The sequence below is a fragment of the Pseudomonas sp. P4_C8 genome (genome assembly GCF_056401975.1).
The window spans coordinates 242,428-257,485 of record NZ_JBFUIH010000005.1; the positions used below are offsets into that span (position 1 = coordinate 242,428).

Consider the following 15,058-nt stretch of genomic DNA (forward strand, 5'->3'; position numbering starts at 1 on the left):
GCGGGCTTGCCCGCGATGGGGCCCGGACTGGCAATACAAAAAAGCCCGCCCGATCTATTGAGGATCGGGCGGGCTCTTTTTTTACGCCTGGGGTTCAGTCAGGTTGGTAAAGGTAAAACTGTTATTACTGAGGATACTGCTGACCCGGAATCGCTTTCAAGTTGACTTCAACTCGACGGTTCTGTGCGCGACCATTGGTATCAGCGTTGCTGGCAATCGGGCTATCCGGGCCGGCACCGCGAGCCGAGAGGTTGGCACCGCTCACACCTTGCGAAGTCAGGTAAGTCGCCACGCTTTGCGCACGACGCTGGGACAGGTCCATGTTGTGCTGGCGGCTGCCGGTGCTGTCGGTGTAGCCAACGATTTCGATCTGGTTCTGGTTGAACTCCTTGAGCGAGCCTGCCAGGTTGTTCAACGGTTGATAGAAACCTGAAGCGATGTTCGCCGAATCGGTTGCGAACGTGATGTTGCCTGGCATGATCAATTTGATCTGATCGCCTTCGCGCTGCACTTCAACGCCGGTGTTGGCCATGCTGGCACGCAATTTTTTCTCTTGCTGGTCGGCGTAGTAGCCGTAACCGGCGGCAGAAGCACCCACTACTGCTGCGCCGATCAACGCGCCCTTGCCACGGTTATCATGGTTAATGGCGGCACCCGCCACAGCACCGGCCAAAGCACCGAGACCGCCATATTTAGCGGTTTTGCTCATACCTTGAGAGCCGCCATTAGCTTGGCCCTGGTTATCGTAAGGGCCAGGTGCGGCACAGCCAGACAGCAAGGCCACTGCGGTAGCGACAATAATCAAACGACGCGTGGTGAACATTAGAGCTCCTACTTTTTTGCATTCTGTGGTGCAACGGACTTCAGCATTGGACCTTTGCGGGGGTTGGATCATCGCACAGGTCAAAAATTCCCCGTATTACAAACGTGTTACAAATCAGGCCCGCACAAAAGGGTTCTCGCGCATTTCATCACCCAATCGCGTGTCCGGACCATGGCCGGTGACCACGGTTGCCTCTTCGTCGAGCGTATACAGCCGCTGCTTGATCGACCGCACGATGGTCGCCTGATCGCCGCCCCACAAATCCGTGCGCCCTACTCCACGCCGAAACAACGTGTCACCGGCAATCAGCAGCTTGGCCTCGGAAAACCAGAAGCTCATGGAGCCCGGCGTATGACCCGGCGTGTGCAACGCCACGCCGCAACCGCAGGCCAGTTCTTCGTCATCGGCCAACCAGCGATCCGGCGGTGGCACGGGTGTGTAAGGCACACCGAACATCTGGCATTGCATCTCCAGATTGTCCCAGAGGAACTGATCTTCTTTATGCAGGTGCAGGGTGGCGCCGGTTTTCTCCTTCAACTGACCGGAGGCCAGGAAGTGATCCAGATGCGCATGGGTATGGATGATGCTGACCACCTTCAAGCCCAGGGCATCGAGGCGCGCCAGAATCAATTCATGATTACCGCCCGGATCAACCACGATCGCTTTTTTACTGATCGGGTCGCCGATGATGGTGCAGTTGCACTGCAAAGGGCCGACGGGGAAGGTTTCGCGAATGAGGCTGGGTTGCTGGGTCATCAGGACAAGCTCGAAAATCAGTGATGGGCAATTCTGGCACAAAACTGCAACGGTCTTTTAAGCGCCGGGCCAATCTTGAAAATACTATCTGAGCAGTCCCAATTCTTTCGCCCGTGCCACCGCCTGCGTGCGCCGCTCAACCCCAAGCTTGCTGTTGATGTGGCTGGCGTGGGTCTTGACCGTGTGCAGCGAAATGAACAGTTGATCGCTGATTTGCTGGTTCGAACAGCCTTGGGCAATCAGTTGCAGAACCGCCAGCTCACGCACACTGAGCTGCTCTGTCCCCGAACACGACTCCAATACCGGGCGAGCAATCAGGACCGGCAGTTGCTCTACGAGACTCTGCGAAACAGCCGACGGAGCAACCAGTTGCAATTGCCCACGTAGCCAGTCCGGATGTTCAGCCAGCAACCCCTCGAACGGTTGCAAGGCGCCGCCGGTCGACGCTTCCAGTGCCTGCGCCAGCGCCTTGCGGGCTTCGGCCTCACGCCCACTGACGAGCAACAAGGCCACTTTCTGAGTCAGCGCCATCGCACTGAGCATCTGTCGTCCCGTTTGTTGCCCATGCTCAAGCAGTGCATCCAATCGGCCTTCGGCCAGCATTGGCTGCCCCTGAATGACGTCCAGCAAGGCTTGTTGCAATTCGATATGCAACGGCAGCTGTGGATGGAATTCGGGCGGTGCTGCCGGGTGTTCGCCGTTATAGGTCTGCCCCAACCGGGAAAGCCAGGCTTCGGCCAGATCGGTGCGACCCTGGGCCAGCCAGAGCTCGCATTTGACCATGGTAATCATCGCCAGATAGTAAATGGGGGGCACGTCCCAGATATGCATCAGGCGCTCGGCTTCGGCCAGCTCGGCGAAGGCGTTGGCGAACTCGCCGCTGCTACCTTCAAGCCGGGCGATCACGCAATGACCGATCAATACGCTGATATCGCGACAGGCACGAGCCTCACTCAGACCGGCTTGCAGACGTACTCGCGCGGCTTGCGGTTGCAGGCGCAAGGCCAGCAAGAGCCCCTCATACAAAGTCAGACGAGCGCGTATAGCGTAAAGCCGTTGCTGGGATAACCCTTGCAGGCGTTGCAGCCCCTGACGGACCTCTTGCAACGAGCGCAGGATTTCCCCGCGCGCCTGCAATACTCGGGCACGGTCGTAATGGGCCAGTGCTTCAAACAACGGATTACCCACCCGCTGCGCCAATTCCAGCGACTCACGGTTCAAACTGCGCGCACGCCACAAGTCGCCGTCGGCGATGGCCAGGTTGGACAGGGTCGAGAGGCACATCAGACGTTGCCCGTAGCGTTTGGCCGGCAGGCTCTGCAGCGCTTCAGCGCAATAAAGTAGCGTCAGCTCGCGGTTACCACGCCCCCGGGCGATGATGCCCTTCAGGGCCAGCCACTGCGCGAGCATCGACTTCTGCGCGGTGGCCGAAGGGGCCGGCAGGAAGCGGCTCAAGTGGGCTGCCAATTCCTCCGCCGCATCCAGTTGACAGGCCATCCCCAGCGCCCAGCTGTAGAGCACGATCAGCCTGGGTGTGCTGATCAGCAAGCTGTCGGGCAAGTCCATTTTCCAGCGCAGCAACATGCCGGCGTTCTGCTCGGCCAGCAATTGTTCTTCCGAGAGGTTTTGCACCAGGTTCGCCGCAACGTCCAGATGCCCGGCACGCAACGCCTGCTCCACCGCTTCGTCGAGCAGCCCCTGTGCATTGAACCAGCGACAGGCACGCAAATGCAGGCTGGCGGCCGGCACTATCGTGTGAGCGGTGGGCCGAGTGCGCAGCAAGTCGGAAAACAGATGGTGATAGCGATACCAGTGGCCGTGCTCGTCCAGCGGCACCAGGAATACCTGGTGTGCCTGAAGGAAACGCAGTATTTCGGCACTGTCATGAGCTTCACGAACCGCGTCGCAGAGCTCGCTGCAAAAACGTTCCTGAGGCGCCGTGTCGTAAAGAAATTGCTGCACTTCGGCCGGCAGGCAATCGATGACTTCTTCCAGCAGGTAATCGCGGATCAGCCCTTCCCCGCCGTGCAGCGACTGCGGCAACGCACCGTCATTGCCTGCCTCGGAGGCCGCCAGCAACCAGAATCGCAGACCCGCGACCCAGCCTTCACTGCGCTGAATCAGACTTTCCAGCGCCTCGCCATGCAAGGAACTGCTGTGGCGATCAAGCAACGTGAGCGCTTCATCATGGGTCAGTCGAAGGTCCTGTTCATGCAGTTCGAGCAGTTGGCGCGACAAGCGCAAACGTGCCAGATGCCAGTCCGGACGCTGTCGACTGGTCACCATGACCAGCAGGCCATCGGGCAAATGATTGAGGAAAAATTGCAGGCAACGATCGAGTACCGGGCCTTGCGCAAGGTGATAGTCATCAAGCACCAATAGCAAAGGCGTACTCGGCGACAGGTAGATGGTCAGCTCGTCCAGCAACCCGTCCAGCCATTCTTCAAAGGCGAACGGTTGATGACGCTGGCGCATTTTCAGCAGTCCCAGCGCCTGGCTGCCCAGTGTCGGAAAGTAATCCTGGAGTCCTTCGAGCAACCGCTCAAGGAAACGCCCAGGATCRCTGTCTCGAGGGCTCAACCCCAACCACAGACTTTGCCAATGGGCCGGCAGCCCCTGACAGAACTCCACCGCCAATGAACTCTTGCCGAACCCGGCGGGTGCGCTGACCAGCAACAGCCTGCCACCGAGGCCGGCACTCAGGCGCTCGCACAGACGAGGCCGCTGCACATGGCCGTCGGGCAGCGGGGGCCGAAAAAAGCGCCCGTCCAATGCCGCGATGGAAACGCTTGCAGGGCCCGGGAGTGGGGACAGATCAGTCATGGCCGGCTCTTGTTTGAATTGCGGATGGCGGCGTTGCAGATGTCCGCAGACTAGCGGTAAACGGATAGGGAATGAAGGTAATTGCTACAAATGGCTACAAAAAAGTATCCGAGCAGATACTGAGGGACTGAGATGACGCTTTCGTTTTAGACCGAGTTGCCCGCATCGCGAGCAGGCTCGCTCCCACACTGGATCGGCGTTGCCCACAAGTTTTATGCCTGCTGAAGATCAACCTGTGGGAGCGAGCCTGCTCGCGAAGGGGCCATCGAAGGCACCGAAAATTCATGGGCAAATTGCGGACAAAAAAACGCCCCGAACCAGTCGGGGCGTTTTTTCAAGGAAGTGACCTCTGTTCAGTACAGGTTAGCGAACCCCGTCCTGACGTAGCGCAGCCGGTGTGAAGTCGCTGGTGGTAGCGGTGAAGCCGAAGTCATACGCAGACTTCTCTTCGTTCTTCATACCCAGCGCCAGGTAGCGACCCGATTGCAGGTCGTACAGGGCTTCCAGGGCGTACCACGGAACTTGAACGTTGTAGTAATCCTGGGCGTGAGCTTCTGCCACACGCCACAGCTGATTACGACCGTCGTAGTGATCGATCACTGCGGCTTGCCAGGTGTCTTCGTCGATGTAGAAGTCACGCTTGGCGTAGATATGACGCTGGCCTTCTTTCAAGGTCGCCACTACATGCCAGACCCGGCGCAACTCGTAACGTGCCAGGTCCTGGTTGATATGACCGGCCTTGATGATGTCGTCGTACTTGAGGGTAGGCGAATCGAGCTTGTAGCTGTCCGAGGCAATGTACATCTCTTTCTTGCCTTCGAGCTTCCAGTCGTAGCGATCCGGCGCACCGTTGAACATGTCCAGGTTGTCGGAGGTACGCAGGCCGTCCGCCGCGGTACCCGGCCCGTCATAGGACACTTGTGGTGCACGACGCACACGACGCTGACCGGCGTTGTAGACCCACGCCGAACGCGGTTCTTTCACTTGGTCGAGGGTTTCGTGCACCAGCAGCACACCACCGGCCAGACGTGCCGGCGCGGTCACTTTCTGCTTGAAGTAGAACAGGATGTTGCCCGGGTTAGCCGGATCGTAGTCCTTCATCTTGTCGCGGAACACGAACTGATCCTGGAAGTACACCAGGCTGTACGAACCGTTCGGCTGTGGTGTGGCCTGGGTCACCAGACGGGTCACGCTACCACCGCGATAGCGGGTGATGTGGTTCCAGATGACTTCAATGCCGCTCTGGGGAATCGGGAACGGGATGGCGGTTTCGAAGTTTTCCAGGCCGTTGCCGCCAGATACCAGCTTGGTCGTGGTGGCGTTTTTCTTGATGGCGGCGAACACTTCAGCCGGCACGGTGGAGCCACGATGGGACGGGTAAACCGGCATCTTGTAGGTTTCCGGGTAGCGCTTGAACATCGCGTACTGGCCCGGGGCGAGTTTGTCTTTGTACTGGTCGACGTTTTGCGCCGTGATGGTGAACAGTGGTTTTTCACTGGCGTACGGGTTGGACAGGAAACCTTTGCTGTCGACGGTGCCGGCATTTTTCGCCATTGGCTTCCAGGCCGGAATCGAACCGTCGGCGTTGCCCGCCATCTCGGCGCCCATCGGGGTCAGGCTCTTGCCCAGTTTGTCGGCTTCGGCCGCAGGGACCGCCGCCATCACGCTGGTCGCCAGCAGCGAAAGCCCCAGAACACCAGCTTTGAACAGACTCTTTGTTATTTTCATATGTGTGTTCGTCCTCAAAAAACAGTGCTTAGAAGTTCACGCCGACGCTGAGCGCAACGAAGTCGCGGTCATCTACGGTGGTGTACTTGCCGTCGAAGAAATTGGTGTAAGCCAGGCTCGCGGTGTAGGTGTTCTGGTATTCGGCATCGACACCCAGGCTCACCGCTTTACGACCTTCCTCAAAGTTGCCGCCAGGGCCTGGCGAGTAACCGTCTACGTCGTGGGACCAGGCCACGTTCGGCTTGAGGTTCACACCGGCGAACACGTCGTTGTATTCCCAGATCGCACGACCGCGGTAGCCCCACGAAGTCGCCGTGGTGAAGCCGTCGTTGTCGCAGTTGCGGCTGACGTTGTTGGTGGGAGTGCCCGGACCAGCACCGTTGATGGTGCTGGTGTTGAGCGCCACGCAAGTATCAATAGCGCCAGAGGCTGGCAATGCACCCGGGCCGTAGACCGGATCGCGGCCATAACGAACGTCGGAAGTGCTTTCCAGGCCGCCGACATGGGTCACGCCCACTTCGCCGACCAGGGTCAGACGGCTCGCGCCCATCACTTGGTCAAAGAAGTGCGTCAGGGTGCTCTGGAACTGGGTGACTTCTTTACGGCGATAGCCATTGAGGTCAGTACCCGGTGCGGCGGAGAGCAACGAAGCGTTGGTCAAAGGATTGTTCGGATTGCCGTTGCCCAAAGGACGAATGCCAGCGAACAGAATGTCGGTGGAGTTCAACTGCACCGGCGCGTTCGGACGATAGCTGATCTCACCGCTCCACGCCGTACCCGTAGACAGGGTGGTGGAGAAGCTCAGGCCGTAAAGGCGAATGTCTTCAGGGTATTCGATGAAGTACTGCGAGTTACCGGCCACCAACAGCGGCCCAAGCGCGGCAAAGGGGCCTGGCAGCGACGCAGCAGTGTTGTAGACCGACTGCGGCGCACCGGTGGCGCTGAAGATCGGCGCACGGCTGTGATAGTTCATGAAGTAGGCGCCGAACTCGGTGTCCAGCGGGTCGAACATGTACTTGAAGGACGCCCCCCACTGGCCGCTGTCCCGTGCATCACGGTCGGGGCCACGCCGAACCAGGACACCTTCCTCGTTGACGTCGACGCCGTTGGCGGCCAACGGGCCCAACGCAATGGCTGGAATCGTCGAGCGCTTGTTCAGCACGCGCAAGTTGTTGTCGCAACCGTCGGCAACGATGTCTGGCTGAGAGAAGAACGTGCCGCAGTTATCGACGACGGTCTGGTCCCATTCCAACTGGTAGAACGCTTCGGCCGAGAGGTTATCGGTCAGGCTCTGTGACACATAGAACATGTTGACCGGGATCAAGCCTTCCTTGATCTCGGCACCCGGACGACGGAACGCGGACACGTCAATCGGGTTGATCGAGTTGATGCCGCCGCCGATGAACGTACTTTCACCCCAGCTCACTACTTGCTTGCCCAGACGCACGGAACCCGGTTCATCGGCAACGGTGTAGTTGTGGTAGACGAAGGCGTCGAGGATTTGCCCGCCGGAGGACTTGGCGCCCTCTTTACGACCGTCGTTTTCGACGTTCTTGAATTCCAGGTTTGTATCTTGCAGTGCGAAGTCGTACCAGTATTTGCCCCGGACAAACACGCCGGTATCGCCGTATTTCAATTCAAGGTCATGGATGCCCTTGAAGATTTTCGAGAACGCTTGCCCACTCTTGAAGTTCAAGTGACCGTCATCGGAGGTCTGGGACAAGCCGCGCCCGCCGTTGTTGACACCGATCAGGTTCTTGTTCGGCTGTTGGGTCGAGACACTCATACCCAGGGACAGCGACGAGTCGAACTGACCTTCGATTTCACCAACGTTGAAACTGACGCCGAATGCAGGCCCGGCGAGCGAAGAGGCGAGACTGACCGCCAGGGGCAATTTTGCCCGGCGCCAGAACGTGTTTACTGATGTCATCGACGCTACTCCATGTGCATTATTGTTATGGCTGTGAGCACTTTTAAAAACGTTGTGGGTGACCGGGAGCCAAGGCGTCCCGAAGTCACTCCAAAATTGCATCGCCCCCGTTTGTGCGCTTGCTCCGTTCTTAAAAATCCATGAGCGGACTATAGCCAGCAGGTAGTAGAGCTTGATCCCTCTAAAGTGTGATTTGTAGCTGCCGACCACTCTGGAACAGTCCTTTCGCCAGTCCGACACCTGTCGGCCCGGCAAGGATGGCTGAAAATTCGGATTACACAAGCCAAGCGCTTGCTTGGTGGGCCTGGCGTGCCATTGCGGGCACGCCAGGAGGCGCTTAAAGCGTCGAGAGGAAGGTGCTGTTGTTGGCCTGCCATTCAGTGATGTCGAGGCGGATGCGCTTCTTGTCGAGCTTGCCGACACTGGTCTTGGGAATTTCAGTAACAAGGGCAATCTGGCTGGGGATCGCCCACTTGCTCAAGTGCCCCAATTCCACGAACGGCTTGAGGTGTTCCTTGAGTTCGCGGGCCCCGATCTCATACCCTTCGCGGATCACCAGCAGCGCAAACGGCCGCTCGCCCCACTGCGGATCGGCGATGCCCACCACTGCTACTTCGCGTACCGCCTCGTGGCGACTGATCAAGTCTTCAAGGTCCAGAGACGAGATCCACTCGCCACCGGTCTTGATCACGTCCTTGATGCGGTCACGGATGTCGATCACGCCCATGGCGTCCAGCGTCGCCACGTCGCCGGTATGCAGCCAGCCCCCGGCCCAGAGCTCTGCGCCCTTCTGCGGTTCGTTGAAATAGCCCTCGGTGAGCCATGGCGCACGCAGCACGAGCTCGCCCTGGGTTTCGCCATCGGCGGGCAGGAAGTTGCCGTCGGGGTCGACGATCGCAGCCTCAACCAATGGCCCCGGCACGCCAGCCTTGATGCGATAGGCGGTGCGTTCATCTTCGCTGCCGGCCATCAATTCATCGTTGAGGTGCGCACACGACACCAGCGGCCCGGTTTCCGACATGCCATAAGCGGCCGTCAACTGAATGCCTTTGCCTTTGGCCGTTTCATACAGCGTGCGGTTAAGCGCGCTGCCGCCGATGACTATTTTCCAGCCGCCGAAGTCCGTGCCTTGCGCCGCTTTGGCATTGAGGATCATCTGCAAAATGGTCGGTACGCAGTGGGAAAAGGTGACCTTCTCCTTGCGCCACAGCTCCACCAGGTACTCCGGGTCGTAGCGGCCTGGATAAACCTGCTTGAGCCCGAGCATGGTCGCCACATAGGGCAAGCCCCAGGCATGCACATGGAACATCGGGGTGATAGGCATGTACACGTCGCTGGTACCCAGCAGGCGCACGCTGTCGATGGAGCCCATGATGGTCGACACGCCCATGGTGTGCAGCACCAATTGCCGGTGGGTGAAGTACACACCCTTGGGATTGCCGGTGGTACCGGTGGTGTAGAACGTTGTCGCGACCGAGTGTTCGTCGAAGTCCTGGAAGTCGTATTGCGCGCTGGCAGCCGCCAGCAGCTGCTCATACTCGCCAATCAGGTTGGGCAGATCGGCGGTTTTTTCCGGCAGGTCGGTCAGCAGCAGGGTTTTCTCGACCGTGGTCAGGTTCCCGGCAATTGCCTGGTAAAGCCCCACGAACTCGCTGTTGACCAGCACAAAGCGGTCCTGCGCGTGGTTCATGGTGTAGAGGATTTGTTCCGGCGACAGGCGCACGTTAATCGTGTGGATCACCGCGCCGATCATCGGGATGGCGAACATGCATTCCAGGTATCGATGGCTGTCCCAGTCCATCACCGCCACAGTATCCCCGGCCTTGACCCCGGCCGCCGTCAACACATTGGCCAGCCGCGCGACCCGCTCAATGAGGGTCGGATAGCTGTAGCGCAACTGGTCGCGGTAAATGATCTCGCGGGTTTTCTCGTAACGAGCGCCGGACATCAGCAGCCGCTTGATCAGAAGCGGATACTGGTAAGCGCCTTCGGCTGGGGGGATAACGCGAGTCTGCAACATATGAATCCCTTTTCTGGCTGCACGGTGTTGGCTGAATGTAAGCACTTTAGTGCCCTTCAATGTCAGCCAAATCAGCCAAAGGAATGATTTGCAGAGCCGCACAAATGCTGGCTTTGCGCCAGCATTTGCAGGATGTCGAGGATCAGCCCGCTATCAATGCATCTCGGTGAACGCGAGTTTCACGCCGATGGCGATCAGCACCACGCCCATGGTGCGGTCGAACCAGTGGCCCATGCGGGCGAAACCGGCGCGTACACGCTGTTGGCTGAACAGCCGCGCCACCAGGCAAAACCACACCGCCGTCGCCACCGCGAGGTAGACCCCGTAACCGGCTTGAACCGCCAGCGGTGTGTGCGGGTTGATCACCACGGTGAACAGCGACAAAAAGAACAGCGTGGCTTTCGGGTTCAGACCGTTGGTCACGAAACCGGAGGTGAAAGCGCCACGGGCGGTGCGCTCGCCGACTTCCTTGTGCAGATTGTCAGCGACCGCTTTGGCCGGTTGCGCGCGCAGGGCCTTGTAGCCGATGTACAACAGGTACGCGGCGGCGGCCCATTTCAGCGCGTTGAACAGCACGATCGACTGGGACACGATCAGGCCGATGCCGAGCAGCGAATAGCCAACGTGAAGGAAAATCGCCGTACCAACGCCCAGTGCGGTCCAAGTGCCCGCGCGTCGACCATGGGTCACGCTTTCACGCACCACCACGGCAAAGTCCGGGCCGGGACTGGCCACGGCGAGCAAGTGAATCAGGGCAACGGTCAAGAATTCGGTCCAGTACATGGGGGCTCCTTTGGGGTAGATCGGTCGAAATGAAAAGTCCAGGCTGACAACATCACCTGTAGCAGCTGGCGAAGCCTGCGTCCGGCTGCGCAGCAGTCGTCAACCCAGAACACGCGGACTTTCTGTAAGAGCGCGGTGCCTGATTTCACGACTGCTGCGCAGCCGAACGCAGGCTTCGCCAGCTGCTACAGGGGTTTCGGCGCTTCATCACATAGCGCGTCAACTTAGCCACTTTGGTGCAATGGGTAACCATTTGTTTCATCTGGTAGGCTCGGCAGATTACGCCTTCAGTTCAATGCACAAAAGGTACAGTTGATGACGAACTCTCGCCGCGCCGTTTTCCTCGACCACCCGTCCCTGGACCTCGGTGACCTCGACCTCAGCCCGCTGCGTGATTGCTTTGACGACTTGCAACTGTTCGCGCAGACCACGCCGGATCAAGTAATCGAACGCCTCAAAGGCGCCACGGTGGCCATCAGCAACAAGATCCTGATCAACGCCGACGCCATCGCCGCCAGCCCGGACCTGAAGCTGATCCTGATCACCGCCACCGGCACCAACAACGTCGATCTCGCCGCCGCCCGCGCCCATGGCGTTACCGTTTGCAACTGCCAGGGTTACGGCACACCGTCGGTGGCGCAGCACACGATCATGTTGCTGCTGAACCTGGCGACGCGCCTGGCCGATTATCAAAAAGCCGTGGGTGAAGGCCGCTGGCAGCAAGCAAAACAGTTCTGCCTGCTGGACTACCCGATCGTCGAACTGGAAGGCAAAACCCTTGGTCTGCTCGGCCACGGCGAACTGGGCAGTGCGGTCGCACGGCTGGCCGAAGCGTTTGGCATGCGGGTGCTGCTGGGGCAGATTCCGGGGCGCCCTGCCCGGCCGGATCGTTTGCCGCTGGATGAACTGCTGCCGCAGATCGACGCCCTCACCCTGCACTGCCCACTCAACGAACACACCCGCCATTTCATCGGCGCCCGTGAACTGGCCTCAATGAAACCGGGTGCCTTCGTGGTCAACACCGCGCGCGGTGGTTTGATCGATGAGCAGGCGCTGGCCGATGCGTTGCGCAACGGTCATCTGGGCGGCGCAGCCACCGATGTGCTGAGTGTTGAGCCACCGACGGCGGGCAATCCCTTGCTGGCCGACGACATCCCGCGATTGATTGTTACCCCGCATAACGCCTGGGGCAGTCGCGAGGCGCGGCAGCGGATCGTGGGGCAGTTGACCGAAAACGCGCAGGCTTTCTTCAGCGGTACAGCGCTGCGAGTCGTCAGTTGATAAACTGCCGCACTTTTTTTCAAGGAGCAGAGTATGGATCCGCGCAGTGAAGTACTGCTTCGTCAGGCTGAGTTATTCCAGGGTTCGGTGTTGTTGGCCGGTTTGCCCGCCGACGATCTGCTGGGCCGACTGCCCGATGCCCACGGTTGGTGCTGGCACGCCGGCGACCAAGCCGCGCTGGACGCACGTTTTGCCGAGCGCAGCCATTTTGGTGTGAACGCACCCGAGCGTGAGTTCGAGACGGCGGTCGTGTTTCTGCCCAAGTCCAAGGACCTGACCGATTACATCCTCAACGCCCTCGCCTCGCGCCTGGCCGGTCGCGAGCTGTATCTGGTAGGCGAAAAACGTAGCGGGATTGAAGGTGCAGCCAAACAACTGAACCCGTTCGGCAAGCCGCGCAAGCTCGACAGCGCCCGTCATTGCCAACTCTGGCTGGTCACGGTAGCCAATGCACCAGAAGCCAAATCACTGGAAAGCCTGGCGCAGACCTACGAGTTGCCGCTGGCTGAAGGGCCATTGAAAGTCATCAGCCTGCCGGGCGTGTTCAGCCACGGCCGACTGGATCGCGGCAGCGCGCTGCTGCTGGAGCATCTGGACAAGTTGCCGAGCGGCCACTTGCTGGACTTCGGTTGCGGTGCGGGCGTGCTGGGTGCTGCGGTGAAGCGTCGTTATCCCCACAATCAGGTGACGTTGCTCGACGTCGATGCGTTTGCCGCTGCCAGTAGTCGCCTGACCCTCGCCGCCAATGGTCTGGAAGCCGACGTGATCACCGGTGATGGAATTGACGCTGCACCGATGGGCTTGAGTGCGATTCTGAGCAACCCTCCGTTCCATGTCGGCGTCCACACCGACTACTTCGCGACCGAGAACTTGCTGCGAAAAGCGGCCAAACATCTGAAAAACGGCGGTGAACTGCGCCTGGTTGCCAACAGCTTCCTGAAATATCAACCGCTGATCGAAGAGCACCTTGGTGTGTGCGCAATCAAGGCTGAGGGACAGGGTTTCAGAATCTATCGGGCCAAACGCGGCTGATAAATAAGTGCTTGCCTAACGGATTCGGCCTAGGCAGAATCCGCTCCGTCCTAGGGGAGTAGTCTCCCACGAGCGCCATGCTCGTCCGGCATACGTCAACATACTTGGTCCTCAGACCATGGCGTATGCGACCCAAGCGTCCGCATCAGACGGATCGCAGGGTTTGACAAGACCTATGACACGAACACCTTACCCGGGGCGGGAAGGCTGTACGTGTCATAGCCGTGTCGACCCGCCCCTTAGGAAAACCCCTGATGATGCTGGATTCATTTCTCGTTCCTACCGCAATCGTTGCCTTGGCCGAAATCGGCGACAAGACGCAACTGCTCGCGCTCATTCTCGCTGCCCGCTTCCGCAAGCCGTGGCCGATCATCGCGGGCATCGTCGCCGCCACCCTGGCCAACCACGCAGCTGCTGGTGCGGTAGGTGCCTGGTTCGGCAGTTTCTTCTCGAATGCGACGCTGCACTGGATCCTGGCCGCCTGCTTTACGGCGACGGCGTTGTGGACCCTGGTCCCGGACAAGATGGACGACGACGTCAGCACCGCTCGCAAGTTCGGGCCATTCCTGACCACACTGATTGCGTTCTTCCTCGCGGAAATGGGTGACAAGACCCAGGTCGCTACCGTGATGCTGGCTGCGCAATACCCGGATTTGTGGCTGGTCATTCTCGGCACCACCGCCGGCATGTTGATTGCCAACGTGCCTGTGGTGCTGGCCGGTAACTTTGCGGCAGACAAGTTGCCACTGACCCTGATCCGTCGACTGGCGGCGTCGGCGTTTCTCATTTTGGCGATTGTTGCGGTGTACAAGGCGATGCAGAGCAGTGGCTGGGTTTAACGCAGTAAGTCGCTAGACCGAGTTATCGTTCTTCGCGGGCAAGCCCGCTCCTACAGTTGAAATGCATTCCCCTGTAGGAGCGAGCCTGCTCGCGAAGGCGATTTCAGTCTCAATACAGATTCAGGATTTACGCGCGTTCTCGTACAACGGCATCACCTTGGGAATCGCTGCCTGCAACGCGGCAATACGACTGGCCGACGCCGGGTGAGTGCTCATGAACTCCGGTGGCGAGCCTTCCGAGACCTTGCTCATCTTGTTCCACAGTGTAATCGCGGCGTTCGGGTTGTAACCGGCGCGGGCGGCCAGTTCGAGACCAATCAGGTCCGCCTCGTTTTCATTGGCGCGGCTGTTGGGCAGGGTCATGCCGTAGTTCGCAACGGTATCCGCCAGGGCCATGCTGCTCTGGCCCAACCCTAACAAGGCACCGGCGCCCTGCTTGGCCATTTCGATACCATAGGCTTTGGACATCGCTTCACGACCATGCTCACGCAGGGCGTGGGCGATTTCATGCCCCATGATTGCGGCGATTTCATCGTCGGTCAGTTGCAGTTTGTCGATCAGCCCGGTGTAAAAGATGATCTTGCCCCCAGGCCCGCAGTTGGCATTGAGTTCATCGCTCTTGATCAGGTTGACCTCCCACTTCCACTGAGCGGCATCCGGACGAAAATTCGGCGCCTGGGCAATCAGCCGGTCGGCAATGGCCTGGACGCGCATGGCATTCTCACTGGTTTTGTCCAGCACACCCTTGCTGGAGGCTTCACCGATTGTCTTCTGATAGGACTGCGCATACATCTGGTCGACCTCTTGCGCGGGCAACATGGTGAACATGTACTGTTTGCGCTCAACCCCCACGGCGCCACCGCTGGTGGTGTTGACCGACTGGCACCCGGCGAGCAGCAGACTGGCGCTCAGCGTCCCAAAAACCAATAGCTTGTTCATCAAATAAACTCCCTCAAATCATGCCGCGTATCCTGGGCGTGGAAATGTATCGACGCCAGATACATAAAACTAAGACGCAAAATTCCGGCAAAGCTCTCAGCACC

The 15,058-nt window shown here is 59.3% G+C and carries 11 protein-coding genes and 1 riboswitch; of the genes, 3 read left to right on the plus strand and 8 right to left on the minus strand.

Translation table 11 applies throughout. The features are described 5' to 3' along the window. Positions 1–124 precede the first annotated feature (124 nt). From AC1DWM_RS05005 to AC1DWM_RS05035, 7 genes are all read right to left on the minus strand, one after another. Positions 125–823 (minus strand): YiaD family glycine zipper/OmpA-like lipoprotein, encoded by a 699-nt coding sequence (locus AC1DWM_RS05005; protein WP_223515339.1) that lies wholly within the window; start codon positions 821–823, stop codon positions 125–127. 114 nt (positions 824–937) lie between these two features. Beyond that, positions 938–1,579 (minus strand): MBL fold metallo-hydrolase, encoded by a 642-nt coding sequence (locus AC1DWM_RS05010; protein WP_223515342.1) that lies wholly within the window; start codon positions 1,577–1,579, stop codon positions 938–940. Between the two features lie 84 nt (positions 1,580–1,663). Continuing rightward, positions 1,664–4,402, minus strand: a complete 2,739-nt coding sequence (locus AC1DWM_RS05015) for a winged helix-turn-helix domain-containing protein (RefSeq protein WP_477794738.1) — start codon at positions 4,400–4,402, stop codon at positions 1,664–1,666. Positions 4,403–4,765: 363 nt separating this feature from the next. Continuing rightward, the gene (locus tag AC1DWM_RS05020) at positions 4,766–6,130 is read right to left on the minus strand and encodes a DUF1329 domain-containing protein (protein WP_477794739.1); all 1,365 of its coding nucleotides are present in this window, start codon (positions 6,128–6,130) and stop codon (positions 4,766–4,768) included. 28 nt (positions 6,131–6,158) lie between these two features. Continuing rightward, positions 6,159–8,060, minus strand: coding sequence for a DUF1302 domain-containing protein (locus tag AC1DWM_RS05025; protein WP_477794740.1), 1,902 nt, complete (start codon positions 8,058–8,060; stop codon positions 6,159–6,161). Between the two features lie 337 nt (positions 8,061–8,397). Then, positions 8,398–10,080, minus strand: a complete 1,683-nt coding sequence (locus tag AC1DWM_RS05030) for a fatty acid--CoA ligase (RefSeq protein ID WP_477794741.1) — start codon at positions 10,078–10,080, stop codon at positions 8,398–8,400. A gap of 153 nt (positions 10,081–10,233) precedes the next feature. Further along, complete coding sequence (locus AC1DWM_RS05035) at positions 10,234–10,863, minus strand: LysE family translocator (RefSeq protein ID WP_477794742.1); 630 nt, start codon at positions 10,861–10,863, stop codon at positions 10,234–10,236. Positions 10,864–11,178: 315 nt separating this feature from the next. On the opposite strand from AC1DWM_RS05035, the gene AC1DWM_RS05040 reads away from it, so the two are divergent. From AC1DWM_RS05040 to AC1DWM_RS05050, 3 genes are all read left to right on the plus strand, one after another. Beyond that, positions 11,179–12,144, plus strand: a complete 966-nt coding sequence (locus AC1DWM_RS05040) for a 2-hydroxyacid dehydrogenase (protein WP_477794743.1) — start codon at positions 11,179–11,181, stop codon at positions 12,142–12,144. A gap of 33 nt (positions 12,145–12,177) precedes the next feature. After that, positions 12,178–13,176: a class I SAM-dependent methyltransferase gene (locus AC1DWM_RS05045; RefSeq protein ID WP_131059460.1), complete on the plus strand. Its 999-nt coding sequence runs from the start codon at positions 12,178–12,180 to the stop codon at positions 13,174–13,176. Positions 13,177–13,216: 40 nt separating this feature from the next. Next, a riboswitch (yybP-ykoY riboswitch) is annotated at positions 13,217–13,341 on the plus strand. Positions 13,342–13,433: 92 nt separating this feature from the next. Next, positions 13,434–14,015 carry a TMEM165/GDT1 family protein gene (locus AC1DWM_RS05050; protein ID WP_223515452.1) on the plus strand — a complete coding sequence of 194 codons (582 nt, stop codon included), beginning with the start codon at positions 13,434–13,436 and terminating at the stop codon, positions 14,013–14,015. A 120-nt stretch (positions 14,016–14,135) separates the two neighbouring features. Here AC1DWM_RS05050 and AC1DWM_RS05055 read toward each other — a convergent pair whose 3' ends face one another. Continuing rightward, positions 14,136–14,954: a M48 family metallopeptidase gene (locus AC1DWM_RS05055; protein ID WP_477794744.1), complete on the minus strand. Its 819-nt coding sequence runs from the start codon at positions 14,952–14,954 to the stop codon at positions 14,136–14,138. Positions 14,955–15,058: the final 104 nt, after the last annotated feature.